Origin of the sequence: Rhizobium brockwellii (genome assembly GCF_000769405.2) — a bacterium.
GTDB classification, from domain to species: domain Bacteria; phylum Pseudomonadota; class Alphaproteobacteria; order Rhizobiales; family Rhizobiaceae; genus Rhizobium; species Rhizobium brockwellii.
Genome location: NZ_CP053440.1, coordinates 582449 through 607573, shown reverse-complemented (window position 1 = coordinate 607573; position 25125 = coordinate 582449). Strand labels below are relative to the sequence as shown.

Sequence of the window (25125 nt, the reverse complement as noted above, 5' to 3'; positions counted from 1 at the left end):
ATGGCGGAAAACGCAGCACTTCTCGCCCGTCGCGAGCGCCTTCTTGGCCGAAACATGTCCACCTTTTATGACGAACCCGTGCAACTGGTGCGTGGAGAAGGTGTCTGGCTGTGGGATGCCGACGGCCGGAAATATCTCGATTGCTACAACAATGTGCCGCACGTCGGCCACTGCCACCCACGCGTGGTCGACGCGATCACCCGGCAAGCGTCGACGTTGAATACCCACACGCGCTATCTGCATGAAGGCATCCTCGACTATGTCGAGCGGCTGACGATGACATTCGACAAGAGCCTCGATACTGCGATCATGACCTGCACCGGCAGTGAAGCTAACGACATCGCGTTGCGTATGGCGCAGGCGGTTACGGGAAAGACCGGTGTTATCGCGACCAACCATACCTACCACGGCAATACCGCGGCCGTGTCGCAGCTCTCTACCCGCATGCCCCCGGTCGGCGGCTTCGGCGGCCATGTCCGCCACGTGCCGGCGCCCGACAGCTATCGGCCGCTGGGTGGTATGCCCGGCGAAGCCTTTGCGGAGGCTTTCGCCGCTGAAGTGGAAAAGGCGATCGCCTCGCTGCAGAGCAGCCCGCACGGCTTTTCGGCGCTCATCATCTGCCCGTTCTTTGCCAATGAGGGATTTCCCGACCTGCCGACGGGCTTTCTCGACAAGGCAATCACTGCCGTGCACAAGGCGGGAGGGCTTGTCATATCCGACGAGGTGCAGCCGGGTTTCGGGCGCACTGGCGGCCATATGTGGGGCCACCAGCGCGCAGGCTTCGTGCCCGACGTGGTGACGCTCGGCAAGCCGATGGCCAACGGCCATCCGGTCGGCGGCGTCGTCGCCAATGCCGACACGCTGAACGCCTTCCGCAAGGCCTTTCGCTATTTCAATACCTTTGGCGGCAATCCGGTTTCCTGTGCTGCGGCCCTGGCGGTCCTCGACGTGATCGAAGATGAAGGGCTGATGGAAAACGCCCGTGCCGTCGGCGCCTATGCGCAAGACGGCCTCAAACGCCTATCCAAAAAACATGACGTCATCGGCAACGTGCGTGGCAGCGGCCTGTTCTTCGGGGCGGAGCTGGTTCTCGACCGTGAGAAAAAGACCCCAGCGCCGGACATCGCCACGAAGGTCATCAATGACATGCGGGCGCGCGGCGTCCTAATGGGCAAGATCGGGGTGCATCAATGCGCGACCAAGATCCGACCACCCATGCCATTTTCGAAGGAGAATGCCGATTTGATGCTTTCCACGCTCGACGACGTTTTGTCCGGATTGTGACGGTGGCCATGTCGGAACATGAATCCATCCCTTTCATGAAGGCGCTGAGTGCGCGCGCATGCGAAGCCCTTGGCAGCTGGGAGTTGGGCGCCCAGACACCCCAGCTCCTGAAATACCGGGAGAATGCGGTGTTCCGGGTGACGCTCAGGAACGGCGAGCCTGCAGCCCTGCGGCTGCACCGGCCCGGCTATCGCAACGAAATTGCTTTGGTTTCGGAACTCTCCTGGATGGCAGCCTTGCGCGAGGCCGGCTTGCGCGTTCCGGCACCAGTTTCCACGCCGGATGGACGCCAAATCGTTGCGCTTGACGCAAATCCTGAGTTCGGTGACCAATACGCCGACATCGTCAGCTGGATGACCGGCAGCCCACTCGGCCAATCGGGCGTCCTTCTCGTGCATTCCAGTGAGCGCCTCGTCGTGATTTTCCGCTTGCTGGGCGAAGCCATGGCCCGGCTGCACACCGCCACCGATGCCTGGAGACCACCGGCCAACTTCCGCCGCCCGGCATGGGACGGCAACGGTTTGCTTGGCAGGCAGCCGCTTTGGGGCCGATTCTGGGATTGTGCGGGACTGTCGCCGAATCAGGCGATGCAATTATCGAATCTCAGGCTTTTGCTGCGGGAGAAAACCGATGCACTCCGCCATCTCGACTATGGTCTCATCCATGCCGATCTCGTTCGGGAAAACGTGCTCATAGACGGCGATCATGTCGAATTGATCGACTTTGACGATGCCGGCTACGGCTGGCGAATGTTCGACCTCGCCACAGCCTTGTTCAAGAATCGCGACGAGCCGCACTACGAACTCATCAAAGCAGCGTTGATCGAGGGATATCGCGGCGTGCGGTCGCTGCCGGACAGCGCCATTGAAACCCTGCCACTCTTCATGGTTCTGCGCAGCATCACGTATATCGGCTGGATCGGTCAGCGAATTGACGCGCCGGATGCGGCAGAGCGGCTTCAGCGCTATGTAGCCGACGCTCTGGCGCTGGCAGATGGCCTCGGCGCCAGCAGATAGGAGCGGAGGCCGTGCTATTTGTTCAGCGTCGCCAGTTCGTCGAGCATGTCGAGCAAGGTATCGATGCGCTCGCGGCCGAACCGCTGCTCAAGCGCAGTATAAATCGTCCGGCTGTCGGGACTGACCTCGTTGATGATTTTCAGCCCTGCGGCTGTGATCTGCAACAGTATCCGGCGGCCGTCTTCAGCATCCTTGCTCTTGGTGATGACGCCGCGCTCCTCGAGAGAGCGAATGATCCGCGTCAAGCTCGGAGCAAGAATAAAGGCCCGTTCCGCCATCTCCGATGCATCCAGTGTTCCGGCCTCTGCCAGAATGCGAATGACGCGCCATTGCTGTTCCGTCACATCATGCAGCGCCAGCATGGGCCGGAAGTGCCCCATCACCGCTTCACGCGCCCGAAGCAACGCAATCGGCAGCGAGCGGCGCGTATCGCGGGGCAGCAGGGCATCCTGCATGATGCCGTTATCGTCAGGGGATTGTTTGGTCATAAGGGTTCTATGGATCAATTTCTTGAACCGCGCAACGTGGCCGGCACGATGCCCTTGACAGAGCCGACAAAATATTTAACATGTTAAATATACTGAGGTCGTGGCGCGGGGAGGAACGATGCCGCATTTCACCATGGATTATTCGGCTAATCTCGACGGAAAAGTGGACTTCGACGCGCTGTGCCGTGTTGTCCACGCCGAGATTCTCGGCACGGGTCTGTTCGAGACCGGTGCCGTGCGGGTGCGCGCCATCCGGTGCGAAGCCTATGCGATTGCCGATCTGCTCGATGAAAACGCCTTCATCGATATGTCCTTTCGTATTGGCGAAGGTCGTAGCCAGGAGGACAAGCGTAGGACCGGCGAAGCGATCTTCACCGCCGTCACGGAACACCTCCGCAAGCTGTTCGAGACGCCGCACTTCGCCCTCACCCTCGAAATCCGCGAAATCGACCCGGCGCTAAGCTGGAAGAAAAACGCCATCCACCCGCGCCTGCGCAAGACAGACGGTTAGCGCCGCAGTGATTGACCGCAAGCAGGACACATCGGAGAAAAGCATGTCGACACTGGAAGAAAACATCGCAAAGGCCGAAGCCTATTTGGCTCGCTTTCGTAAAGACGGCGTCCTGAACCATATCGCTGGCGAAGCAATCCCTGCAGCCGATGGCACCACGTTCGACATCATCTCTCCGGTCGATCTGAAGGTCTTGGCAAAGGTGGCACACGGCAAGGCAGCGGATGTGGACCGGGCGGCACAAGCCGCAAAAGCTGCCTTTCCTGCCTGGGCCGCGATGTCGGGCGACGCGCGCAAGAAACTTCTTCATAAGATTGCCGACGCGATCGTAGCGCGTTCCGAAGAGATCGCGTTCGTCGAATGCATGGATACCGGTCAATCGCTGAAATTCATGGCGAAGGCAGCCCTTCGCGGAGCCGAGAACTTCCGCTTCTTCGCTGACCGCGCCGTGGAAGCCCGTGACGGCAAAACGCTGCGTGCGGATGGTCAAGTCAACTTCACCAGCCGTGCACCGATCGGACCAGTGGGCGTCATTACGCCATGGAATACACCCTTCATGCTGTCGACCTGGAAGATAGCACCGGCGCTCGCTGCCGGCTGCACGATCGTCCACAAGCCGGCGGAGTTTTCACCGCTGACGGCACGGCTGTTGGTCGAGATCGCCGAAGAGGCGGGCTTGCCGAAGGGTGTCTGGAATCTCGTCAACGGCCTCGGCGAGGACGCCGGCAAGGCGCTGACCGAGCATCCCGCCATCAGAGCGATCGGCTTCGTCGGCGAAAGCCGCACCGGCTCGATGATCATGAAACAAGGCGCCGACACGCTGAAGCGGGTACATTTCGAACTCGGCGGCAAGAATCCCGTGATCGTTTTTGCCGATGCAGACCTTGAACGTGCCGCCGATGCTGCCGTCTTCATGATCTATTCGCTGAATGGCGAGCGCTGCACCTCGTCTTCCCGCTTGCTGGTGGAGGAAAACATCTACGACCGCTTCACGGCGATGGTCGCCGAGAAGGCCAAGCGCATCAAGGTCGGCCACCCCCTTGATCCAGAAACTGTGGTCGGTCCGCTGATCCACCCCGTGCACGAAAAGAAGGTCCTGGAGTATATCCAGATCGGCAAAGCCGGCGGCGCGACGGTTGCCGCTGGCGGCACGAAATTCGAAGGACCGGGTGGCGGATGTTACGTATCCCCCACTCTCTTCACCGGCGCCAACAACCAAATGCGTATCGCGCAGGAAGAAATCTTCGGACCGGTTCTGACCGCGATCGCCTTCAAGGACGAGGACGATGCGCTGGCGCTTGCCAACGACGTGCAATATGGCCTCACCGGCTACCTCTGGACTTCGGACGTCACCCGCGCCTTCCGCTTCACCGATGCCCTGGAAGCCGGGATGATCTGGGTGAACTCGGAAAACGTTCGCCATCTGCCGACCCCTTTCGGCGGCGTCAAGAACTCCGGCATCGGCCGTGACGGCGGCGATTGGTCCTTCGATTTCTACATGGAGACCAAGAACGTTGCTTTCGCCACCAAGGCGCATGCGATCCAGAAACTCGGCGGCTGAGTGCACCGTACATCCTATTGAATTTGGAGGAGAACCCCATGCCCCTGCCCACACCCAATCTTTGTCCGCCTTTTAACATCGTGCGCCTCAGCCATGTCGAACTTGCCGTGACCGATCTTGCGAAATCGCGAGCCTTCTACGTCGACACGCTCGGCTTGCAGGTGACCGACGAGACGGCCGACACGATCTATCTGCGTGCGCTCGAGGAACGAGGGCATCACTGCATCGTCCTGAAGAAAGAAGCCGCTGCCGAAGCACGCGATCTCGGCTTCAAGGTGTTCTCCGACGAGGACCTCAATAAGGCGGAGCATTTCTTCAAGGGCAAGGGCCTTCCGGTCGAATGGGTCGAGCGGCCCTACCAGTCGCGCACGTTCCGCACGCGCGATCCGCACGGCATTCCGCTGGAATTCTATTCCAAGATGGATCGCCTGCCGCCGATCCACCAGAAATATGCCCTCTACAGAGGCGTGAAACCGCTTCGAATCGATCACTTCAACTGCTTCTCACCGAATGTCGACGAAAGCGTCGCCTTCTACAATGAGATCGGCTTCCGGGTGACGGAATACACCGCCGACGAGGAGACCGGCAAGCTCTGGGCTGCATGGACGCACCGCAAGGGTGGCGTCCACGACATTGCGTTTACCAATGGTCGCGGTCCACGTTTGCATCACACCGCGTTCTGGGTTCCGACGCCGCTCAATATCATCGACCTGCTCGATTTGATGGCGACCACCGGTTGGCTGCCCAATATCGAGCGCGGACCCGGCCGGCACGGCATATCCAATGCCTTCTTCCTCTACATCCGCGATCCCGATGGCCACCGCATCGAGATCTATTGCTCGGATTATCAGACGGTCGATCCCGACCTGGAACCGATCAAATGGGATCTCAAGGATCCGCAGCGCCAGACGCTATGGGGTGCTCCCGCGCCGAAATCCTGGTTCGAGGAAGGAAGCCTGTTTGCTGGCGCCCGTGTGGTAGATTCGATCCTCAAGGCCCAGCCGATCGTCGCGCCCTGACCGGCAGGCAGAATACTCATTTGTTCTGATCGCGGCCGAAACCGCGGTCAGACGTGTAAATTGATCCTAGCGGAGCGATCAATGAACGGGACAGATTTTGCCGAATGGTCGCGCAAGGCCGCGGACTGGGGCGTCGCCTATAGGGCATCTCTTCGTGACAGGCCTGTGCGTGCGCAGACCGCGCCCGGTGAGATCGCCGCGCGGTTGCCGATGCAGCCACCGCAAACCGGCGAAGACATGGACGCCATCTTTGCCGATTTCGAAAATATCATCCTGCCAGGGATGACGCATTGGCAACATCCGCGCTTTTTTGCTTATTTTCCTGCCAACGCGGCGCCCGTGTCGGTCGTTGCGGAATATCTTGTGACGGCAATGGCGGCGCAATGCATGCTCTGGCAAACCTCTCCGGCTGCTACCGAGCTTGAGACAAGAGTTCTCGATTGGCTGCGACAGGCGATCGGACTGCCAGAGGGTTTTGCCGGCGTCATTCAGGACTCTGCCTCCTCTGCCACGCTTTCGGCGGTGCTCGTCATGCGCGAACGCGCCCTCGACTGGAATGGAAACAAGGCGGGCCTTAGCGGAAATCCGCAACTACGCATTTATTCTTCTGATCAGGTGCACACGTCCATAGACCGGGCGATCTGGGTATCCGGCATCGGCGAGAATAATCTCGTGCGTATTCCCGCTCGCGGCGCATTGCGGGGCATGGACTGCGACGCCTTGGAAGCGGCAATCGTAAAAGACATGGAGGCCGGGTATGTGCCGGCCGGCATCATCGCCTGCACGGGCGGCACGAGCACCGGTGCCTGCGACGACATTGCCGATGTGGTGCGGATCGCTCGTCGACACGGCCTCTATGTCCATGTCGATGCGGCTTGGGCAGGATCGGCGATGATCTGCGAAGAATTCCGCCATTTGTGGGCGGGTGTCCAAGAGGCAGATTCCGTGGTCTTCAACCCGCACAAATGGCTGGGCGCGCAGTTCGATTGTTCGGCCCATTTCATTCGAAATCCAGCCGACCTCGTGCGCACGCTTGCCATTCAGCCGGAATATCTGAAAACCCATGGTCGCGACGGCATCATCAACTATTCGGAATGGACGGTTCCGCTCGGCCGCCGCTTCCGGGCTCTGAAGTTATGGTTTTTATTGCGGTTTCACGGACTGGACGGCCTGAGAACAATGATCCGCAACCACGTGGACTGGTCTGCAAAACTCTGCGAACGCCTACGTGCTGGCGACAATTTCGAGATCGTCACCGAGCCAGCCTTTTCGCTGTTTTCATTCCGTCACCTTGGCGCAAAAGATCTCGACGCCCATAACCTTGCTTTGGTGAACGCGATCAATGACGACGGTCGCATCTATCTGACCCAAACCCGGGTGGACGGTCAGGTAGCGATCCGCTTTCAGGCGGGTCAGTTCGAGATGACGGAAAGTGACGTCGACACCGCCTTTGACGTCATTTCCGAAGTCGCGGCGAGAATGCCGAACGCTGGCTAGACTCTAAAGACAGGACCAACACAATGCTTCTGAAAGACCCTTCGCTATTCCGCCAAGCAGCACTTGTCGGCGAGATGTGGATCGAGGCGGATCCGAAAAACGCGATCGAGGTGAACAACCCGGCGACCGGTGAGATCATCGGTCTCGTGCCAAAGCTTGGTGCCGCCGAGACCAGGACGGCCATCGAGGCCGCCCGCCTGGCGCAGAAGGGTTGGGCTGCCCGCACCGCGAAGGACCGCTGCGCCGTCCTTCGTAAATGGTTCGATCTGATGATCGAGAACAAGGAAGACCTCGGCCGCATCCTGACGCTCGAACAGGGCAAGCCGCTGGCCGAGGCGACTGGCGAAATCGTCTATGGCGCAAGCTTCATCGAATGGTTCGCCGAGGAGGGTCGTCGCATCTATGGCGACTTGATCCCCGGCCACCAGCCCGACAAGCGCATCATGGTGATGAAGCAGCCCATCGGTGTTGTTGCGGCGATCACGCCGTGGAATTTCCCAAACGCGATGATCACCCGCAAGGCGGGCCCGGCCTTCGCCGCCGGCTGCGCCCTGGTCTTGAAGCCCGCCTCTCAGACACCGTTTTCGGCGATCGCGATTGCGATTCTCGCCGAACGCGCCGGCCTGCCAAAGGGCCTTTTCAGCGTCATCACCGGCTCGGCCGCGGCCATCGGCGCCGAAATGAGCTCGAATCCAGTCGTGCGCAAGCTGACATTCACCGGCTCCACCGAAATCGGCACCGAGCTCTACAAGCAGAGCGCCCCGACCATCAAGAAACTCGGTCTGGAACTCGGCGGCAATGCACCGTTTATTGTCTTCGACGATGCCGATCTCGATGCTGCGGTCGAAGGCGCACTGATTGCCAAATACCGCAACAACGGCCAGACCTGTGTTTGCGCCAACCGGGTCTACGTACAGGACGGCGTCTATGACGCCTTTGCAGAAAAGCTGGTGGCGGCCGTCGGCAAGCTGAAAACCGGCAACGGCTTTGACGAAGGCGTCATCCTCGGACCGCTGATCGACAAGGCAGCCCTTGCCAAGGTCGAGGAGCATATCGCCGATGCCTTGGGCAAGGGTGCGCGCATCCTGCAGGGTGGCAAGCCACATGCGCTTGGTGGCACATTCTTCGAAGCGACCATCCTGGGCGACGTCACCAAGGACATGGCGGTGGCGCGCGAAGAAACCTTCGGGCCGCTGGCGCCGCTGTTCCGTTTCAAGGACGAGGCCGACGTCATCGAGCAGGCGAACGACACCGAGTTCGGCCTCGCCTCCTACTTCTACGCCAAGGATCTGGCTCGGGTGTTTCGTGTCGCCGAGGCACTGGAGTACGGCATGGTCGGGGTCAACACCGGGCTGATTTCGACGGCGGAAGCGCCGTTTGGCGGCGTCAAACTGTCGGGTCTTGGCCGCGAGGGCTCGAAATACGGCATCGAGGAATTCACCGAAATCAAATATGTCTGCCTCGGCGGCATCGGCTGAACTGAACAGGAAGAAAAACGATGTCGCACCCGAAGTTTGTCAGCTTTACCCGCAACGGCCACAGTGGATACGGCCTTCTTGCGGGAGATGGAATTATTGACCTTTCCGCCCGCCATGGCACGAAGTGGCCAACGCTACGCGAGGTGATAGCCGACGGCGTGCTATTGAAGCTCGCTGAGGAAGCGGCGAGCTTGGAGCCCGATTTTCCGGCGTCGGACATCCGTTATGAAATCCCTGTTCCCGGCCCGGAGAAGATCATCTGCGTCGGCGTAAACTTCCCCGACCGAAACGAGGAATACAAGGATGGGCAGGCCGCGCCTTCCAATCCCTCCCTGTTCATCCGCTTCCCGCGCTCGTTTACCGGCCACGATCAGCCGCTGATCCGACCGCCGGAAAGCCCGCAGCTCGACTATGAAGGCGAAATCGTCATCGTCATCGGCAAGGGCGGCCGGCGCATTCCCGAGGCTGAAGCATTGTCCCACATCGCGGCGCTGTCGCTCTGCAATGAAGGCACGATCCGCGACTGGGTCCGCCATGCCAAGTTCAACGTCACCCAGGGCAAGAATTTCGACCGCACCGGCTCGATCGGCCCCTGGCTGATCCCGTTCACGCACGAGGCGCAGATCGCCGACATCAAGCTCGAAACCCGCGTCAACGGAGAAGTCCGCCAGAGCGACCGCACCAGCCGGATGATCTTTTCCTTCCGCAAGATCATCAACTACATCTCGACCTTCACTACGCTGGTTCCCGGCGATGTGATCGTCACCGGCACGCCAACCGGTGCCGGTGCCCGCTTCGATCCGCCGATCTGGCTGAAGCCCGACGATGTCGTCGAGGTCGAGGCCGATGGTATCGGCATCTTGCGCAACGCGATCGCTGACGAGGTGTGAGATGCTGACTTCAGATGAGATCAGGCAGGCGGCAGAGCGTCTCGACATCGCCGAGCGGACGCGCGAACAGACGGGGCTTCTGTCGCTCAAATATCCGCATATGACGATGGACGACGCCTATGCCGTGCAGTCGGCCTGGGTCACGAAGAAGATCGCTGCCGGGCGCAAGGTGATCGGGTGGAAAATCGGGCTGACCTCAAAGGCGATGCAATATGCCCTGAACATCGACACGCCGGATTCCGGCGTGCTGTTCGATGACATGCTGTTCGAGGACGGCGCGACGGTCCCTGCCGACCGCTTCATCCAGCCGCGGATCGAGGCTGAGATCGCCTTCATCATGAAGGCTCCGCTGAAAGGCCCCGGCGTCACCGTGTTCGACGTGCTGAACGCCACGGACTATATCACCCCGGCCCTGGAAATCCTCGATACGCGCATCCTCAGGGTCGATCCCGGAACAAAGAAGGCTCGCACCATCGTCGACACGATTTCCGACAATGCGGCCAATGCCGGTATCGTGCTCGGCGGGCGCATGGCGCGACCCGACACTGTCGACATGCGCTGGATGGGCGCAATTGTCAGTCGCAACGCCGAGGTCGAGGAAACCGGGCTTGGTGCCGGAGTGCTCAACCAGCCGGCGCGCGGCGTTGCCTGGCTTGCCAATCGATTGGCTGAATATGGTGATGGCATCGAGGCGGGCCAGATCGTCCTTGCCGGCTCCTTCATTCGCCCGATCGAAGCACGTCACAACGATACGATCGTTGCCGATTTCGGATCCTACGGCACCGTCAGCAGCTATTTCGCATAGGAAAGATCCCCATGCCGGCCCCAAAAAACACCTTCAAAGCGGCTTTGATGGAGAAGCGTTCGCAGATGGGACTCTGGCTCGCGCTCGCCAATCCCTATGCGGCCGAAATACTGGGTGATGCCGGCTATGATTGGCTGTTGATCGATGGCGAGCATGCGCCGAACGATATCCCTCTGATGATGGCGCAATTGCAGGCGCTCAAGGGTTCGCCGAGCCATCCGATCATACGGGCGCCGATCGGCGAGGCCTGGCTCTTGAAACAAATCCTCGATATCGGCGCGCAAACCGTGTTGGTGCCAATGGTCGAGAGCGGCGATCAGGCGAAGGCGATGGTGCGCGCCGTGCGTTATCCGCCGCATGGTATGCGTGGGGTGGGCGCCGCCCTCGCCCGCGCCTCGGCATTCAACCGCATTCCCGATTATCTGCAGACGGCCAATGAGGAGATTTGCCTGCTGCTGCAGATCGAAAGTCGCGCCGGACTGGCCGCACTCGATGACATCGCCACCACCGACGGCGTCGACGGCGTTTTTATCGGACCAGCCGATCTTGCCGCCGACATGGGCCATCTCGGCAGGCCCGGCGATGTCGAGGTGCAACAGGCGGTGGAAGCGGCGCTGATCCGTATCCAGGCGCACGGCAAGGCCGCGGGTATCCTGACCGCCGACCAGGCGCTGGCCAGGCGCTATGTGGAACTTGGAGCCACCTTCGTCGCCATTGGAAACGATGTCAGCCTGCTGGCGAACGGCGCTTCACGCCAGCTCTCCGATTTTCGAAAAGGTGGCGCGACCATCACCGGAAGTTCCGACACGGCAAAGGTCTACTAAAGCGCCTCGCAGTCTTTCAGATTGGCTGACGGCGCTATAGGTCTTTGGTTTTCCGCATGTCGTGATCGCAACCGCGCAGTAATGCGGGACATGCTTGAGACGCCGCTATCCTCTGGATCGGCCCCTGAAGCGCGGCGAGCTGTTCTGCAGTCAGCCGCCGTGTCGGGTTGCACACCGCGTTTGATAAAACGGCGCCAGGGGCGTCGACGCTTTCGACCAGTTTCAACTCGGTACGGCGTGTTGGAAAGGAATGTCTCGGACACAAGAAGTCCTATCCTCGACGGACAGAACATCCGTCATTCGATCCCCTTTAGCGACCAGAAGCTCTTGCTTTCTTGGGGGCCGAAATACCGCTTTCCCGCTCAAGCTTTTTCCGAGCGAGTTTACGGACACGCCTGATTCCCTCGGCCTTCTCACGAGCACGTTTTTCGGAGGGCTTTTCAAAACGCTCCCGAAGTCGGGCCTCCCGGAATACGCCCTCGCGCTGCAACTTCTTTTTCAAAAAACGGAGCGCTTGCTCAACGTTGTTGTCACGTACCAGAACCTGCATTCTAAAACTCCCAGGATCGCTAACGCGCCTCATTAGATCCACACGCGTTGATGATCAAGCCTTGGAATGCCGATTGCCTAAAGTCTCTGTCGTCACTGTTTCATGGGCACGATCGCGAATGGGGCTAGAGGTAAGCTCTGCCAGCGATTTAAGGGTCGGAGGTTTCGCAGCTAAAGGATGACTGAAAACCTCTCAATTGGACTGAGTTGCCCGCGTCAAATCGAACGAGATGATGTACCAGTTTCCTATTTGCGCCCTGCTGCGAGGCGGCCTGATGATCACCACGATTGCTCGAAGGGCAGCCGCAGCATTGTCCAATTTGACCGGATTAGGAGATTATAGCCGGGCCGACCGACCGCGTGGCAGCTTGCCGGTTCGATGAAAACCGCCATATAACGCGCGATGACGTTTGATTCGAAAATTTTTGTCGGCCTGAGGCCAACGAGCAAAAAATCAGCTCCTCCCCCCGAGCCTTACCAGTCGAAATGCCAGTGGGACGGTTGCGAAAGCGGCGGCACCAATCGTGCGCCCGTTGGGCGAGATGCGGAGGGTTTGTACCTGGTGTTCTGCCCGCAACATGCGAGAGAATACAATAAGGGATATAATTTCGCGAGCAATCTGTCTGATCCGGTGACCGCCCGCTATCAGAGGGAAGCAGCAAGCGGCAGCCGTAAGACGTGGGGGACCCGCGTTGATCATGCGACAGAGATGCCGCTTCCTTCGACCGTCCGCTCTGGGACGGCAAAAGCCCTTAATGCACGCAAAAGTGCTGCCCAACATCAGGCAACGAAAACTGATCTCCAGCGACGTAAGCTCAAGGTATTGGAAGCGAAAGCCTTCGAAACGCTCGGCCTTTCGCAGGACGCGACGCCCGAGGAGATCAGGCGCCGCTATAAGCAGATGCTCAAGCTACATCATCCAGACGCCAACCGAGGAGATCGAAACTCGGAAGCTGAGCTCCAGGCGGCAATCGACGCCCATAAAATCCTCAAGTTGAACGGGTTCTGCTAAATCGGAGACACAGTCTCTGCGGGTCAACAGAAAGACGCTGCCGTGAAAAAGCTGTGTAGTGCGCGACGCGCCTTTCAAATCTTGTCTAAAACCCCTAGAGCGGCCGCGGTCCTTCGTATCCTTGACGCGTCGAAATCCGTGTCGTTTTCCAGAGCTGTCACTTCGGCCACAGTCAGACCAGTGGTTTCTGCAACGTCATCCAGCGAATAGCCGCGAGCCGCGCGAGCTTCCGCAAGCAAGCCGCCGACGGACCGGGCAACAGGGGATTTCACAATCTTCGAGGCCATGTTCATGTCGCTAAAGCTCCTTTTGGCGGGCCGAAAAACGTACCAAACAGTTTCATAGTTCCAACGCACTGCCCGGGTCCGGGCGATTTCCACCGGTTCGCACCGTTCGACGTAGGAGCTGTTACCTACGTGTGAGACGTAGCAGCTAATAGCCGGTCATTTCAAGATATCCGACACCTGACGTGGAGCCTGTGAAGTTGATCGGCCCCTCCCAATAAGGCGTAGAGGTCGCCATCCAAGACTGCTCGTTCAGCGGTTTCGTCGTAATATCAAGTGACTTACTCGGCACGCGTATGCGCCACTCAACCGGCATCCGGCGCCCATCGACTGTTGCCTTCCGCGTCGGCTCCAGTTGGACGTCGTCTTTCGACAAAGGTGTCGTTCGTCCATCCGCCGATATCCAGTTCGCGGAGATAAACCCGTCCTTGTCATCACGAAGGCGAAAAGCCATCAGCTTGTCGCCGGAATTCAGATGCAGTGAGAACCAATCCCACCCCGTCTGATTGGACGCAAGCGGCTGCGACGACCACTCCCGATCCAGCCAGGCTTTGCCCGTGACCTTAACCGGCGCTCCGGATGTCGTGATCGTTCCCGCCACCTCATAGAAAGGCTGCGAGTAATAGTAGCTCGCCTGTCCGTTCGCCGACTTCACGGAAAAGCCGTTTTCCCCCTGAAGAACGAGCGGGCCGTCGGCCTTGAGGTCTAAGGTGTAGCTGAAGTCCGGCCCGCCCGCAGAGACTGAAAGGTTGCCAAAGGCGTCCGAGCCGGTTTGCTCGCTACCCTCCATCCGCCAGTCGTCTATCCAAGCCCGAAATGGTCTTGCGGCAACGCCTGCCTGCCCGACGCCTCCCCGCCCCAAGCGCTCAGCGACGTACTGATGACCTTGAGTGGTGATCGCCGCGTGCCCGGCCCAGATCTGCGGATCCGCGAAACCTGCCTTGTCTCCCGGAGCCAGCGCAGAGCGAAACAGCGTCCACTGCGCTCCATATTGTCTGCCATCCTCGTCTTTGAGATTGGCGGTCACATACCACCACTCAATGCGATAATCAGGATGAGCGCCATGATCGGCGGGGAAAGAAAGAACAGAACCCCGCTCCGGGATCGCAAAACCTTGCGCATCCGATCCCAACCCGGCGAAGCCTTGCGCAAATGCCTGACCGCTCGCGCAGATCATAGCCGCCGCTATCACGACAGATGCCGACTTCCTAACGTTCATTGGCGAAAATCCTCAGCAGGTCCGCAGGATTGATCGAGGCCAGACGCCGAACCGGCACCAGCACCGACAGCAATGCAGCAGCAAGAGCAATTGCTCCCAGCCAAAACCAGTCCATTGGAAACACCATCATTGGCAATCGCCAACCAAAAGCCTCCACGTTCACGATCGCAAGCAGGACCCACGCCAGGGTAAGACCGACCGGTATGGCAGCCATAAATGTCGCCAGCCAGAGTGCAAGTGTCCGGGCAACTTCGTAGAGCGCCAGATCCCGTCGCCGTACACCCATTGCCCATACAGGCGCGAGTTGCGGAAGCCGAATACCAGACAGCGTCAGGAGACTTGAGAACATGGCAAACCCTGCCACAGCAAGGGTGAGGACGTTCAACGCGCCGGTCACCTTGAACGTCTGATCGAAGATGGCTCTCGATTGCCGCTTAAGTGACGCCTGGTCAACGATGGCGGTATCCGGAAGGCCAAACTCCTCGACCAGCCGACGCTTGAGATCGTGGGCTTGCTCGGGAGCAACTCGGACACCGTAGCGAAGTTTCGGGACCTCGCGGTAATGATCGACGAGCGTTTTGACCCCGACTATCACTTGCCCATTCGGATTTCCATAGTCCGAGTACACGCCGACCACAGTTGCGCTCCAGCCTCCTGGCATGACCAACGGCTGGCCGATCTTGGCTTTGCCGCGACGCCACATCTGTTCGTTGATCAGAGCACCCTGCCCGGCGGCGATCCTTGCCCAAACGTCGTTGTCGGAAGCGATCAACGGCCAGTGCTCCCGGTAGGTCGAATCGTCCGCAACGCCAAAGATCTGGGTCTGTTCACCAAGCACCTCGGCGTCGACGCTCCAGATGGGCAAGACCGCCGTTGAGCGTGGTGGAAGCCAGACTCGGAGACGCGCAGCTTCCTTCTCATCCTTGGCAGTCACGTAAAGCTCGGCGGCCAGGCGTTGATCCAGCCATCCGATGAAAGTCAGCCGGAAGCTCGATACCATCGTGCCGACGCCGATGTTTGCCGACAATGCCAGCAGCAGAGCCATCAAAGCCAGCGACAAGCCGGGAAGCTGTATGCGGGTGTCGGCCCAGAACCATTCCATGAGGGCGCTTCGTGCCAAATGCTGCGCTTTGGTCAGGATGACCGCAAGAAGTCCAGGTAGCACCAGAGCTGTTCCAAGAAGCAGGCAGCCAAGTGTCGCAAAACCCGCCACCAGCCCGGACGCGGCTATCGCCAGGATAGCAGCCAAAATCAGCAGAACTCCGCCCGTTCCCGCTTGAAAGGCAAGCGATCTGGCCGACTCTCTTGCCCACGCTCGCGGCTGGGCGGCAGCTAAAATCGGCAGCTTCCAAACCCGCCACAGGCTCTGGGCAGACGAGACAGCGGTTCCTCCGAGAGCAATCGCCAGTCCAGCCAACCACCACTCCGGCCGAATGGATAGCGAGCCTGACACATTCGCACCGTAGAGGCCCCTGAGGGTCGCGGCGACACCCGGCATCAGGAGCCATGCTATGACGTAGCCGAGCATGACGCCGATCAAGCCCGATATCAGCGCCAGCATCGAAAGCTCGATCAAGAGCACCGTGATCAATGCTCGAAGCGAGACACCAAGAGATCTGAGTGTACGAAAAGTGCCTCGACGCTGTTCGAAGGTCAGGCCCGTGGCCGAATACACGATGAAGAGCCCGACGATGAACGAAAGGAAGCCGAAAGCCGTAAGGTTGAGGTGGAAGCTGTCTGTGAGGCGAGCGACGTCTGGTTGTTCACCCGGTTCGCGGATCGTCAATCCCGCCGGATCGATTGCGTCGGCGGTGATCCTTTGATCGGTCGCGACCACCAGGCGGTCGATCTTCCCGTGCTTGTCGAGCAACCTGTCGGCGACCGATATGTCGACGAAGGCAGCACCGTCAGGAACTTTACCATCGATTTTGACGCTCATGTCGGTACTGCCACGGAGCCGCTCTGCAGTCGCGCTCGACACAAGCAACTGTCCACTGGCTGAAAATAAGCCGGATAGGTCTAGACTTCTGGCGACGGTCTGGTTCCGGGTGTCCCTTGGCATCGTCAGAGGTTCGATACCAACCAATCTGATCCTTATGCTTCCGAAGCGGTAGTTGCCCTCGATCACGGGCGAAACTTTCAGACCCGCTCGACGCAGGCTGCCATAGACCTCGCTCGCTATGCCGTCACCGTCCTTGGCGACGATCTGCCGGAGGTTGCCTTGCTCCAGAACCGAAGCCGCCCGGGCATAGCTCGCCCTCGCCTCGGCGTTGATAGCCTGAACGCCGGACCAGAGAGCTGTCGCCAGCGCAATCCCCATGACCAGCGTCAGAAGCTGGAGAGGTCTCCGACGCCAGTGTGACAGCAGGGCTGCGAATGCGACGAAGTTCATTCGGCAATCTTCCCACCGCGAAGGACCACCGTTCGGTCCAGACGCCCTGCAAGCCTCGTGGAGTGGGTGACGAGAAGCAGAGCCGATCCCACCGTCCGGGCCAGGCTGAGCATCAGATCGAGGACTACATCGCCTGTTTGCTCATCCAGGTTGCCCGTTGGCTCGTCCGCAAGGACGAGAGGAGGTCGAGCAGCCAAGGTTCGCCCGATTGCAACGCGCTGCTGTTGGCCTCCGGAAAGTTGCTCGGGATATCGGGCGGTGTATTCTTCCAACCCCAATTTCTCGATCAACTGCCTTTCCCAAGCGTGATCGTACCGGTTTGCAAGCTTGGCGTGGAACGAGATGTTGGCTGCGACGCTCAGTGATGGGATGAGGTTAAACTGTTGAAAAACCAAGCCGACCTTCGTTCTCCGGTATCGGGCCCGTTCGCTTTCTGCAAATAGCCCCAGATCGCTGCCATCCATTACGACCGAGCCGCTGTCTGCACGGTCGAGCCCGCCTGCCAGATGCAGCAATGTGCTTTTGCCACTGCCGGACTCTCCGGTTAGAGCAACACTTTCGCCCGCAGCGACTTCCAGATCGACGCCCTTCAGGATTTCAATCGGGCTCTCCGCAGTGGAATAGGATTTTCTAACGCCTGCGAGGGTGAGGATCATCTCGGTCTTCTCGAACACGGAGTTTGCAGAATGCAAAACCTCCGGTGACCTAAGAACTTTCGAGATGGATCGCAAGATCCGTGCGGCAGCACAAAAATAGGAGATTGCGTCATTGCTTGATCACTGGCCAGTGCAAGCGGTCAATTTCAGCCTGAAACGTGGACCTTGCGAGAACCAAGCTACCCGTTCAATGCAGGCTGCCTCATAGTGCGCTGGCGTCCATACCGCTGCACCGGCGCTGCGGTTGATCGGCGGAAATAGCGCCATATTCGAGCGGCCGTCTTTTGCCCTCCGCACACACAACAATCCGGCGCAACTCGCAGCCATCCGAGCCGGCTTCGATATGGGATCTGCCAAGTGACCCTTGCAAGCCGCGACCCTTCCCTGGTCCGCATGCTGTGCGCTGGATCTTGATCTCTGGATCGTCATGCCATGCGGTCCACCGAGAAGGCGGCGCCGGATGAAACCTGCCTTGGGTCCCGGTTGCCTGGATTGGCGCCTTCGAAGAACGCCGTTCGGTCCGGCAGGAGTTTGCGGCAACTCAGTCCATAGCGGTCATGAACGCAGGGACCTGCTGCTCGAAGAACTTAGAGAACGACGCGATGCGCGGCGGCAGCGACTGGTATGGCGGATAATAGAGCGTCAGCCACAGATCCGGCGGCGACCAGTTTTTCAGAATATGAACCAGCCGCCCGGTGCGCAGATACTCGGCGACATGGAACTTCGGCAGCATGGCGACACCGACCCCGTCGGCCGCCATGCTCGCCAGGACTTCGCCGCTGTTGGCGCTGAACGCCCGCCCCGCTGAGATGTTGGCACTGCCGCTACCGTCCGACAATACCCAGTTTTCCCGCCTGCTCTCGCCGCTATATGCAAGACAGTCGTCAGGGGTCAACTCGCTTGGATGCTTCATCTCCGTAAATCGGCTACCTGGCGCAGCCACCAGGATACGCCGGACCATGCTGATTTTCCTCCAGATCGTGAACTTATCGGACGGCGCCGCGGAGATCCGGATCGCGAGGTCGTAGTCGTCGTCGATAATGTTGACCAGCCCGTCAGCGAGTGAAATCTCAAAACTTATCTTCGGATATAACTCTTTGAAACCGGCCAGGATCGGGGGCAGAGCCTGCTGCCCGAACCAGGTCGGCGCACTGATCCGCAGGCGACCATGGTCGGCCTTGTGCGTGTTCATGAGGTCAGTGCGTGCATTCTCCAATGCTTCCATCGCCGGCTTGATCTGGGCTGCATAGATCGCGCCGTCGGTCGTCAATGAAACCTGCCGTGTCGTCCGCACGAAAAGCTGCACGCCCAACTCGTTCTCGAGTGCGGCAATCGCTCTGGTGACCGCCGCTGGTGTCATATCGAGCTCCCGCGCGACTTGCGCGAAGTTGCGCTTTTCCGCAGCCATCAAGAACGTCCTAAGCGCCCTGTAGTCGTTCATTTATTATTTCATCCTGAGCAATTCACTCGAAATATTTATTGCAATTCCGGACAGCAGGCAAGCGAACTAGATTTCAAGCACGCACAACGAACGACATCGGCGATGAAAGGAAAACATCATGATCAAGGATATCAAAGGGCTGCACCACGTCACCTCGATGGCTTCGGACGCCCGTCAGAACAATGCGTTCTTCACCGACGCACTCGGGCTTCGCCGTGTGAAGAAGACCGTGAACTTCGACGACCCGGCGGTCTACCACCTCTACTACGGTGACGAGAACGGCACTCCCGGCACAGTCATGACCTACTTCCCTTTTCCCGATGTGATGCGCGGCCGCGCAGGCGTTGGCGAAGTCAGCGAAACGCAGTTCGCAGTCCCCAGGGGCTCGCTCTCGTTCTGGCAGGATCGCCTGTCTGCAAAGGGAGCCGGCAACCTTCATACCGACACTGCCTTCGGCGCTGCCCGCCTCCTGTTCAAGGGGCCTGACGGCGAAGGGTTTGCCCTTGTCGAAGCGGAAAACGACGGTCGCAAGGCCTGGGACGGCGCCGGCATCGACGAAAGCGTCGGAATCCGCGGCTTCACCGGTGCAAAGTTCCGCCTGCATGACGCCGCTGCCACGTCCGAACTGCTCGGTTTCATGGGCTACCAGCGCGCCGAAACGGATGGTGAGGTGACCCGCTTCATCATGCCCGGCGGCAATGGTGCGGACACGATCGACCTCGAGGTCCTTCCGAAAACGCCTTTTGCAAGGCAGGGCGCGGGCTCGGTGCATCACATCGCTTTCGCCGTCGAGAACCGCGCAAAGCAACTCGAAGTCCGCAAGGCCCTGATGGACACGGGCTACCAGGTCACGCCGGTAATCGACCGAGATTATTTCTGGGCCATCTACTTCCGCACTCCGGGCGGCGTGCTCTTCGAAATCGCCACCAACGAACCCGGTTTCGACAGGGACGAAGACACGGCACATCTTGGCGAGGTCTTGAAACTGCCGGCACGCTACGAGCCCTATCGTGACCAGATCGAAGCCGGCCTGACCCCGCTCGCCGCCTGAGGTCGCTTTCCAACAATACGGCGGCATAACTTTCAAGACGTGCCGCCTTCCCTGCCCCATTACCTACCATCAACCTAGTCAAAGGAAGACACGAGATGTCCAGCAAGCTTCAGGTCCTCACCCCGCAGAACAGTCAGATCATCTTCATCGACCAGCAGCCGCAGATGGCCTTCGGTGTTCAGTCGATCGACCGCCAGGTCTTGAAGAACAACGTTGTCGGTCTTGCCAAGGCGGCGAGGATATTCAACATCCCGACCACTATCACCACCGTCGAGACCGACAGCTTTTCGGGCAACACTTTCCCGGAACTGCTCACTGTCGTCCCGGACAATGATATCCTTGAGCGCACGTCGATGAATTCCTGGGACGACCAGAACGTCCGCGACGCGCTGGCCAAGCACGCTGCCGATGGCCGCAAGAAGATTGTCGTCGCTGGCCTCTGGACGGAGGTTTGCAACACCACCTTCGCGCTCTCCTGCATGTACGATACCGACTACGAAATCTACATGGTGGCGGATGCATCCGGCGGCACGTCCGTCGATGCCCACAAATATGCGATGGACCGAATGGTACAGGCCGGCGTCGTTCCGGTCACCTGGCAGCAGGTCCTGCTCGAATGGCAGCGCGACTGGGCCCGCAAGGAAACCTACGACGCGGTCACGTCGCTGGTGAAGGAGCATTCCGGCGCTTACGGCATGGGTATCGACTATGCCGTCACCCACGTCCACGGCGGCGCCGAGCGGGTCAGCCATGGCAAGCGGATCGGCCCGAACCCTGCCAAGTAGATGCGAGCATTGCTCCGGTCGTGCGCCAACTGCCGGAGCAAATTGCTTCTCAAGCGAAGGTCTTCTCCATGAAAGTCTATCTCCTGTCACTCGGTGCCGGCCTGCTGGTTGGCGTGATCTACAGCCTCCTCAATGTCCGCTCGCCTGCCCCGCCTGTCGTCGCGCTCATCGGGCTGCTTGGAATTCTTGTCGGCGAGCAGCTCGTGCCATTGGCAAAAAGCATCTGGGCTCGTGAGCCTGCCGCCGTCTCCTGGCTTCACCAGGTAAAGCCGCACATGTTCGGGCACCTCCCGAAGGGCGGGCAAAACGTGGTGGCGGTGAACCCGCCCCATGACGATCCGATGCCGGGGAAAAGCTGATGACGACGCGCCGCACATTCCTGGGCGCTGCATCGAGCCTCGCCTTTTCAAACCTGTTTTCGCCGGCCAATGCCGCCGATCCCTCCACGACCGGAGCCGCTGCCATGCACGCCGATATCGTCCTTCACAACGGGTTGATCACGACGCTTGATCGTACAAATCCGAACGCCACGGCGCTCGCCGTCAAGGACGGTCTGTTCCTGGAGGTCGGCAGCGACAGCGAGATCATGGCGCTGGCCGGGCGCGATACAAAGATCGTCGACCTCAAGGGCAAGCGCGTGCTTCCCGGCCTGATCGACAACCATACCCATGTCGTGCGCGGCGGCCTCAACTTTAACATGGAGCTGCGCTGGGACGGCGTCCGTTCGCTTGCCGACGCCATGGACATGCTGAGGCGGCAGGTGGCCATCACACCCGCTCCGCAATGGGTGCGCGTCGTCGGCGGCTTCACCGAGCACCAGTTCGCCGAAAAGCGCCTGCCGACCATCGAGGAGATCAATGCCGTCGCGCCCGACACGCCGGTCTTCCTGCTGCACCTCTACGACCGGGCCTTGCTGAACGGCGCGGCACTCAGGGCCGTGGGCTACACGAAGGACACGCCCAACCCGCCTGGCGGCGAGATCACGCACGACGCCAACGGCAACCCGACCGGCCTGCTGCTGGCCAAGCCGAACGCCGGCATCCTCTATTCGACACTCGCCAAGGGACCGAAACTGCCTTTCGACTATCAGGTGAATTCGACCCGCCACTTCATGCGGGAACTGAACCGCCTGGGCATCACCGGCGTCATCGATGCCGGCGGCGGTTTCCAGAACTACCCGGACGACTACGCGGTCATCCAGAAACTGTCTGACGGGGACCAGCTTACGGTCCGCCTCGCCTACAACCTCTTCACCCAGAAGCCGAAGCAGGAGAAAGAGGATTTCCTCAACTGGACGGCCTCGGTCAAATACAAGCAAGGCAACGATTATTTCCGTCACAACGGCGCCGGCGAGATGCTGGTGTTTTCCGCCGCGGACTTCGAGGATTTTCGCCAGCCCCGCCCGGACATGCCGCCGGAAATGGAAGGGGAATTGGAAGACGTCGTTCGGGTGCTAGCCGAAAACCGCTGGCCGTGGCGTCTTCACGCCACCTATGACGAAACGATCAGCCGCTCACTCGACGTCTTCGAGAAGGTCAACAAGGATATCCCGCTCGAAGGCCTGAACTGGTTCTTCGATCATGCCGAGACGATTTCGGAACGCTCGATCGATCGCATCGCAGCACTCGGCGGTGGCATCGCCACCCAGCATCGTATGGCCTATCAGGGCGAATATTTCGTCGAGCGCTACGGCCACGGTGTCGCCGAAGCCACTCCGCCGATCCGGCGCATGCTGGACAAAGGTGTCAACGTCTCGGCCGGCACGGATGCGACCCGCGTTGCCTCCTATAACCCCTGGGTCTCGCTGTCCTGGATGGTCACCGGCAAGACTGTCGGCGGCATGCAGCTCTACCCGCGTGCCAATTGTCTCGACCGTGAGACAGCGCTGCGGATGTGGACCGAAAAGGTCACCTGGTTCTCCAACGAGGAGGGTAAGAAGGGACGCATCGAAAAGGGCCAGTTTGCCGATCTCGTCGTCCCGGACAAGGACTTCTTCGCCTGCGCCGAGGACGAGATTTCGTTCCTGACGTCGGAACTCACCATGGTGGGCGGCAAGATCGTCTACGGTGCCGGCACTTTTGCCGCCCTGGATCAGAGCGATATCCCGCCCGCCATGCCGGACTGGTCACCAGTTCGCAAGTTCGGCGGTTATGCGGCCTGGGGCGAGCCCGATGGTGCAGGCAGACACTCGCTGCGCCGTACGGCGATCGCCTCCTGCGGCTGCGCCAGCGATTGCGGTGTCCATGGCCACGATCATGCCGGTGCCTGGACATCGAAGCTGCCGATCGCCGACCTGAAGGGCTTCTTTGGCGCCCTTGGCTGCTCCTGCTGGGCCGTGTGAGAACGCGGTCTACCGATACAAGCTCCCTTTGCGGCACGATCTGTAGAGGGGCTTCCCGACGAACCTCGAGGCCAGGCGAAATGGCCTCAGCCCGGAGAAATCATGTCCGCTATTCCACTCCTTGAACCGGCTCAGCCAGCCGTTCAGATGATCGATCAACACGACGGTCTCGCCTTTTGGCGTCGGATCGACGGATCGTCAGTTCCTTCTCAGCGCCATGGTCGCACTGGCAAGGGCAGCGAAGGCATTCAAGCTCCCGATGATCGCTTCGACGTCGGCCCGATCACAGGTGTTTTGAGGATACTCCTATGACGACCATACATGCTCAAGAAACCGGCAGCTTCGCCGGCAAGGCTTCCGTCGCCGAATTCCTGGCATTGCTCGCGCTCTGCTCCGCCTACATCCAGGGTCCGCTGACGAAGGTTTTCGACTTCCAGGGGGCAGTCGCCGAGATGAACCATTTCGGGCTGGCTCCGGCGCCACTTTTTGCAGTCGGCGTGCCGATCTTCGAACTCGCCATGTCCGCCCTCATCCTTTCGGGGCGTTTGCGCTGGCTGGGGGCTCTTGCCTTGGCGATATTCACCTTGATGGCGACAATCCTTGCCCTGCGGTTCTGGGAGATCCCGGCCGGATTCGAGCATTCGGCAGCCATGAACGGCTTCTTCGAGCACGTCGGTCTTAGCGGTGCCTTCGTCTTCGTTGCTCTTGTCGACCTGCGCAGACGCGCGAGAGGAAAATAGAGCGCATCGTCCGATGCCTGCCATGATGACGTCAAATCCCTCCATTTCTCAGCCGTCCTTGCGGCCAACAAAGCCGGTCGGGCTGAGATCTTGAGGACGCACCGAGCTGGCGAGATCCACGAGGCCGTCATGCGACAGCTCAAGCATGAACTCGACCTCCAGGAAATGGCGCGCAAAATCGCCGATAACCAGCCATCAAAACTATCTGTCCGACCAGACTTCCGTGTCCCCATTATTGCAAAATCGGCAATTCAATCGGCAGAATTATTGTAATTGTTCAATTCTAACGCCTGAGCCACTATCCCTTCACTGACAGATGCCCGCCGGAACCGACCTAACCATGAGGATGTATCCATGACCTTTCCATCAGCTGGATTGAAATTCGCCGTTGCCGTTGCCGTCGCTACGATCATGGCCTCTTTTGCTACAGCCGCAGGGGCTGCCGGCAAGAACGTGGCGGTTGGCGCGCAATACGACACCACTCATGTCTATGTTCCGGTAACCGACGTCGATGCCTTCGCGGCGAGTTTCGTCGCCACGTTCGGCGGTGCATCGACCAAGCAGATCGTCGCCACGGTGACGCCGACACCGAGCAGCACGACTTCTCAACTGATCCAAACGCCCGCAGGCACAGTCTCGCTGTTCGGCTTCAAGACGCCGATCCCCCATCCCTTCGGCAAGGAACGGACAGGATATCTTGTGACGGACTTGGACCAGGCGATCCGGGATGCTCGAAATGCCGGGGCCTCGGTCATTGTCGAAGCCTTCCCTGATCCGATCGGCCGCGATGCCGTCATCCAATGGCCGGGCGGCGTCAACATGCAGCTCTACTGGCACACCAAGGCGCCGGACTATCCCAAGTTCGATACGGTCCCCGAAAACAGGATATATGTTTCAAAGGATTCCGTCGGCGCCTTCATTAATGATTTCCTGACCTTCTCGAAGGGCAAGATCGTCTCCGACGACAGAAGGGCACCTGGCGTCGAGATCGGTCGCCAGAGTGACACCTACCGGCGCGTCCGGATCACATCGGACTTCGGCAACATGTCGGTCCTCGTGACCGATGGCCATCTTCCCTACCCTTTTGGCTATGAGACCACCGGTTACGCGGTGAAGGATCTCGATGCAACCCTCGCGAAGGCCACCGCTTCCGGCGCGACCGTGCTCGTCCAGCCTTATGAGTCGGACAAGCGTCAGGCAGCCATCGTTCAGTTCCCCGGCGGATACATCGCCGAGATCCACGCACCGCTTGTCTCGGAATGACCGGCCGCTCGGCCTGGTG

General features: G+C 59.8%; 25 protein-coding genes. 18 read left to right on the top strand and 7 right to left on the bottom strand.

Annotated elements, in window-relative coordinates; translation table 11 throughout:
* Window positions 1-1284, top strand: coding sequence for an aspartate aminotransferase family protein (locus tag RLCC275e_RS26465; RefSeq protein WP_003554863.1), 1284 nt, complete (start codon window positions 1-3; stop codon window positions 1282-1284).
* Between the two features lie 8 nt (window positions 1285-1292).
* Window positions 1293-2300, top strand: a complete 1008-nt coding sequence (locus RLCC275e_RS26460) for a phosphotransferase enzyme family protein (RefSeq protein ID WP_033184549.1) — start codon at window positions 1293-1295, stop codon at window positions 2298-2300.
* A 14-nt stretch (window positions 2301-2314) separates the two neighbouring features.
* Here RLCC275e_RS26460 and hpaR read toward each other — a convergent pair whose 3' ends face one another.
* Window positions 2315-2788 (bottom strand): homoprotocatechuate degradation operon regulator HpaR, encoded by a 474-nt coding sequence (gene hpaR / locus RLCC275e_RS26455; RefSeq protein ID WP_003554866.1) that lies wholly within the window; start codon window positions 2786-2788, stop codon window positions 2315-2317.
* A 118-nt stretch (window positions 2789-2906) separates the two neighbouring features.
* Between hpaR and RLCC275e_RS26450 the strand changes: the two genes are divergently transcribed.
* The 8 genes from RLCC275e_RS26450 to hpaI all read left to right on the top strand — a co-directional run bounded on the left by RLCC275e_RS26450 (window position 2907) and on the right by hpaI (window position 11373).
* On the top strand, window positions 2907-3299 hold the full coding sequence (locus RLCC275e_RS26450) for a 5-carboxymethyl-2-hydroxymuconate Delta-isomerase (protein WP_003554869.1): 393 nt from the start codon (window positions 2907-2909) through the stop codon (window positions 3297-3299).
* Window positions 3300-3342: 43 nt separating this feature from the next.
* Window positions 3343-4860, top strand: a complete 1518-nt coding sequence (hpaE, locus tag RLCC275e_RS26445; RefSeq protein WP_003554870.1) for a 5-carboxymethyl-2-hydroxymuconate semialdehyde dehydrogenase — start codon at window positions 3343-3345, stop codon at window positions 4858-4860.
* A 38-nt stretch (window positions 4861-4898) separates the two neighbouring features.
* Complete coding sequence (gene hpaD, locus RLCC275e_RS26440; RefSeq protein WP_033184541.1) at window positions 4899-5879, top strand: 3,4-dihydroxyphenylacetate 2,3-dioxygenase; 981 nt, start codon at window positions 4899-4901, stop codon at window positions 5877-5879.
* Between the two features lie 81 nt (window positions 5880-5960).
* Window positions 5961-7376: a pyridoxal phosphate-dependent decarboxylase family protein gene (locus tag RLCC275e_RS26435; RefSeq protein ID WP_003554874.1), complete on the top strand. Its 1416-nt coding sequence runs from the start codon at window positions 5961-5963 to the stop codon at window positions 7374-7376.
* A gap of 23 nt (window positions 7377-7399) precedes the next feature.
* Window positions 7400-8854: an NADP-dependent succinate-semialdehyde dehydrogenase gene (gabD, locus tag RLCC275e_RS26430; RefSeq protein WP_003554876.1), complete on the top strand. Its 1455-nt coding sequence runs from the start codon at window positions 7400-7402 to the stop codon at window positions 8852-8854.
* 20 nt (window positions 8855-8874) lie between these two features.
* Window positions 8875-9744 carry a fumarylacetoacetate hydrolase family protein gene (locus RLCC275e_RS26425; RefSeq protein ID WP_003554878.1) on the top strand — a complete coding sequence of 290 codons (870 nt, stop codon included), beginning with the start codon at window positions 8875-8877 and terminating at the stop codon, window positions 9742-9744.
* A 1-nt stretch (window position 9745) separates the two neighbouring features.
* Window positions 9746-10549, top strand: coding sequence for a 2-oxo-hept-4-ene-1,7-dioate hydratase (gene hpaH, locus RLCC275e_RS26420; RefSeq protein WP_003554880.1), 804 nt, complete (start codon window positions 9746-9748; stop codon window positions 10547-10549).
* 11 nt (window positions 10550-10560) lie between these two features.
* Window positions 10561-11373 (top strand): 4-hydroxy-2-oxoheptanedioate aldolase, encoded by an 813-nt coding sequence (hpaI, locus tag RLCC275e_RS26415; RefSeq protein ID WP_033184542.1) that lies wholly within the window; start codon window positions 10561-10563, stop codon window positions 11371-11373.
* A 310-nt stretch (window positions 11374-11683) separates the two neighbouring features.
* Here hpaI and rpsU read toward each other — a convergent pair whose 3' ends face one another.
* Window positions 11684-11923, bottom strand: a complete 240-nt coding sequence (gene rpsU / locus RLCC275e_RS26410; RefSeq protein WP_003554884.1) for a 30S ribosomal protein S21 — start codon at window positions 11921-11923, stop codon at window positions 11684-11686.
* Between the two features lie 402 nt (window positions 11924-12325).
* Here rpsU and RLCC275e_RS26405 point away from each other — a divergent pair, with 402 nt between their 5' ends.
* Window positions 12326-12934: a J domain-containing protein gene (locus RLCC275e_RS26405; RefSeq protein WP_003554886.1), complete on the top strand. Its 609-nt coding sequence runs from the start codon at window positions 12326-12328 to the stop codon at window positions 12932-12934.
* Window positions 12935-13008: 74 nt separating this feature from the next.
* On the opposite strand, the gene RLCC275e_RS26400 is transcribed toward RLCC275e_RS26405, so the two are convergent.
* The 5 genes from RLCC275e_RS26400 to RLCC275e_RS26380 all read right to left on the bottom strand — a co-directional run bounded on the left by RLCC275e_RS26400 (window position 13009) and on the right by RLCC275e_RS26380 (window position 18926).
* The gene (locus RLCC275e_RS26400) at window positions 13009-13227 is read right to left on the bottom strand and encodes a helix-turn-helix domain-containing protein (RefSeq protein WP_003554888.1); all 219 of its coding nucleotides are present in this window, start codon (window positions 13225-13227) and stop codon (window positions 13009-13011) included.
* Between the two features lie 139 nt (window positions 13228-13366).
* Complete coding sequence (locus RLCC275e_RS26395; protein ID WP_033184088.1) at window positions 13367-14437, bottom strand: lipocalin-like domain-containing protein; 1071 nt, start codon at window positions 14435-14437, stop codon at window positions 13367-13369.
* On the bottom strand, window positions 14427-16829 hold the full coding sequence (locus RLCC275e_RS26390) for an ABC transporter permease (protein WP_033184089.1): 2403 nt from the start codon (window positions 16827-16829) through the stop codon (window positions 14427-14429). The genes RLCC275e_RS26395 and RLCC275e_RS26390 overlap by 11 nt, the downstream gene beginning before the upstream one ends.
* Window positions 16826-17485: an ABC transporter ATP-binding protein gene (locus RLCC275e_RS26385; protein ID WP_003554893.1), complete on the bottom strand. Its 660-nt coding sequence runs from the start codon at window positions 17483-17485 to the stop codon at window positions 16826-16828. Before RLCC275e_RS26385 ends, RLCC275e_RS26390 begins: the two co-directional genes overlap by 4 nt.
* Window positions 17486-18026: 541 nt before the next feature.
* Window positions 18027-18926 (bottom strand): LysR family transcriptional regulator, encoded by a 900-nt coding sequence (locus RLCC275e_RS26380; protein ID WP_003554895.1) that lies wholly within the window; start codon window positions 18924-18926, stop codon window positions 18027-18029.
* Between the two features lie 118 nt (window positions 18927-19044).
* Here RLCC275e_RS26380 and RLCC275e_RS26375 point away from each other — a divergent pair, with 118 nt between their 5' ends.
* The 7 genes from RLCC275e_RS26375 (at window position 19045) to RLCC275e_RS26345 (ending at window position 25106) form a co-directional block, all read left to right on the top strand.
* Window positions 19045-19977, top strand: coding sequence for a VOC family protein (locus tag RLCC275e_RS26375; protein ID WP_003554897.1), 933 nt, complete (start codon window positions 19045-19047; stop codon window positions 19975-19977).
* 95 nt (window positions 19978-20072) lie between these two features.
* Window positions 20073-20762 (top strand): hydrolase, encoded by a 690-nt coding sequence (locus RLCC275e_RS26370; protein WP_003554898.1) that lies wholly within the window; start codon window positions 20073-20075, stop codon window positions 20760-20762.
* Window positions 20763-20830: 68 nt separating this feature from the next.
* Window positions 20831-21121, top strand: a complete 291-nt coding sequence (locus RLCC275e_RS26365; RefSeq protein WP_003554900.1) for a XapX domain-containing protein — start codon at window positions 20831-20833, stop codon at window positions 21119-21121.
* On the top strand, window positions 21121-23103 hold the full coding sequence (locus RLCC275e_RS26360; protein WP_033184090.1) for an amidohydrolase: 1983 nt from the start codon (window positions 21121-21123) through the stop codon (window positions 23101-23103). The genes RLCC275e_RS26365 and RLCC275e_RS26360 overlap by 1 nt, the downstream gene beginning before the upstream one ends.
* Before the next feature lie 102 nt (window positions 23104-23205).
* Window positions 23206-23415, top strand: coding sequence for a hypothetical protein (locus tag RLCC275e_RS26355; RefSeq protein ID WP_033184091.1), 210 nt, complete (start codon window positions 23206-23208; stop codon window positions 23413-23415).
* Window positions 23412-23843 (top strand): DoxX family protein, encoded by a 432-nt coding sequence (locus RLCC275e_RS26350; protein ID WP_003554904.1) that lies wholly within the window; start codon window positions 23412-23414, stop codon window positions 23841-23843. The genes RLCC275e_RS26355 and RLCC275e_RS26350 overlap by 4 nt, the downstream gene beginning before the upstream one ends.
* Before the next feature lie 354 nt (window positions 23844-24197).
* Window positions 24198-25106, top strand: a complete 909-nt coding sequence (locus RLCC275e_RS26345; protein WP_033184092.1) for a hypothetical protein — start codon at window positions 24198-24200, stop codon at window positions 25104-25106.
* Window positions 25107-25125: the final 19 nt, after the last annotated feature.

Coding starts and splice junctions, on each gene's coding strand:
- RLCC275e_RS26450 (WP_003554869.1), top strand. CDS start 2,907: ATGCCGCATTTCACCATGGATTATTCGGCTAATCTCGACGGAAAAGTG.
- RLCC275e_RS26395 (WP_033184088.1), bottom strand. CDS start 14,437: ATGAACGTTAGGAAGTCGGCATCTGTCGTGATAGCGGCGGCTATGATC.
- RLCC275e_RS26380 (WP_003554895.1), bottom strand. CDS start 18,926: ATGAACGACTACAGGGCGCTTAGGACGTTCTTGATGGCTGCGGAAAAG.
- gabD (WP_003554876.1), top strand. CDS start 7,400: ATGCTTCTGAAAGACCCTTCGCTATTCCGCCAAGCAGCACTTGTCGGC.
- RLCC275e_RS26400 (WP_003554888.1), bottom strand. CDS start 13,227: ATGAACATGGCCTCGAAGATTGTGAAATCCCCTGTTGCCCGGTCCGTC.
- RLCC275e_RS26460 (WP_033184549.1), top strand. CDS start 1,293: ATGTCGGAACATGAATCCATCCCTTTCATGAAGGCGCTGAGTGCGCGC.
- RLCC275e_RS26465 (WP_003554863.1), top strand. CDS start 1: ATGGCGGAAAACGCAGCACTTCTCGCCCGTCGCGAGCGCCTTCTTGGC.
- RLCC275e_RS26365 (WP_003554900.1), top strand. CDS start 20,831: ATGAAAGTCTATCTCCTGTCACTCGGTGCCGGCCTGCTGGTTGGCGTG.
- hpaD (WP_033184541.1), top strand. CDS start 4,899: ATGCCCCTGCCCACACCCAATCTTTGTCCGCCTTTTAACATCGTGCGC.
- RLCC275e_RS26425 (WP_003554878.1), top strand. CDS start 8,875: ATGTCGCACCCGAAGTTTGTCAGCTTTACCCGCAACGGCCACAGTGGA.
- RLCC275e_RS26370 (WP_003554898.1), top strand. CDS start 20,073: ATGTCCAGCAAGCTTCAGGTCCTCACCCCGCAGAACAGTCAGATCATC.
- RLCC275e_RS26360 (WP_033184090.1), top strand. CDS start 21,121: ATGACGACGCGCCGCACATTCCTGGGCGCTGCATCGAGCCTCGCCTTT.
- RLCC275e_RS26390 (WP_033184089.1), bottom strand. CDS start 16,829: ATGAACTTCGTCGCATTCGCAGCCCTGCTGTCACACTGGCGTCGGAGA.
- RLCC275e_RS26405 (WP_003554886.1), top strand. CDS start 12,326: ATGACGTTTGATTCGAAAATTTTTGTCGGCCTGAGGCCAACGAGCAAA.
- RLCC275e_RS26350 (WP_003554904.1), top strand. CDS start 23,412: ATGACGACCATACATGCTCAAGAAACCGGCAGCTTCGCCGGCAAGGCT.
- RLCC275e_RS26355 (WP_033184091.1), top strand. CDS start 23,206: ATGTCCGCTATTCCACTCCTTGAACCGGCTCAGCCAGCCGTTCAGATG.
- RLCC275e_RS26375 (WP_003554897.1), top strand. CDS start 19,045: ATGATCAAGGATATCAAAGGGCTGCACCACGTCACCTCGATGGCTTCG.
- RLCC275e_RS26385 (WP_003554893.1), bottom strand. CDS start 17,485: ATGATCCTCACCCTCGCAGGCGTTAGAAAATCCTATTCCACTGCGGAG.
- RLCC275e_RS26345 (WP_033184092.1), top strand. CDS start 24,198: ATGACCTTTCCATCAGCTGGATTGAAATTCGCCGTTGCCGTTGCCGTC.
- RLCC275e_RS26435 (WP_003554874.1), top strand. CDS start 5,961: ATGAACGGGACAGATTTTGCCGAATGGTCGCGCAAGGCCGCGGACTGG.
- hpaR (WP_003554866.1), bottom strand. CDS start 2,788: ATGACCAAACAATCCCCTGACGATAACGGCATCATGCAGGATGCCCTG.
- hpaE (WP_003554870.1), top strand. CDS start 3,343: ATGTCGACACTGGAAGAAAACATCGCAAAGGCCGAAGCCTATTTGGCT.
- rpsU (WP_003554884.1), bottom strand. CDS start 11,923: ATGCAGGTTCTGGTACGTGACAACAACGTTGAGCAAGCGCTCCGTTTT.
- hpaI (WP_033184542.1), top strand. CDS start 10,561: ATGCCGGCCCCAAAAAACACCTTCAAAGCGGCTTTGATGGAGAAGCGT.
- hpaH (WP_003554880.1), top strand. CDS start 9,746: ATGCTGACTTCAGATGAGATCAGGCAGGCGGCAGAGCGTCTCGACATC.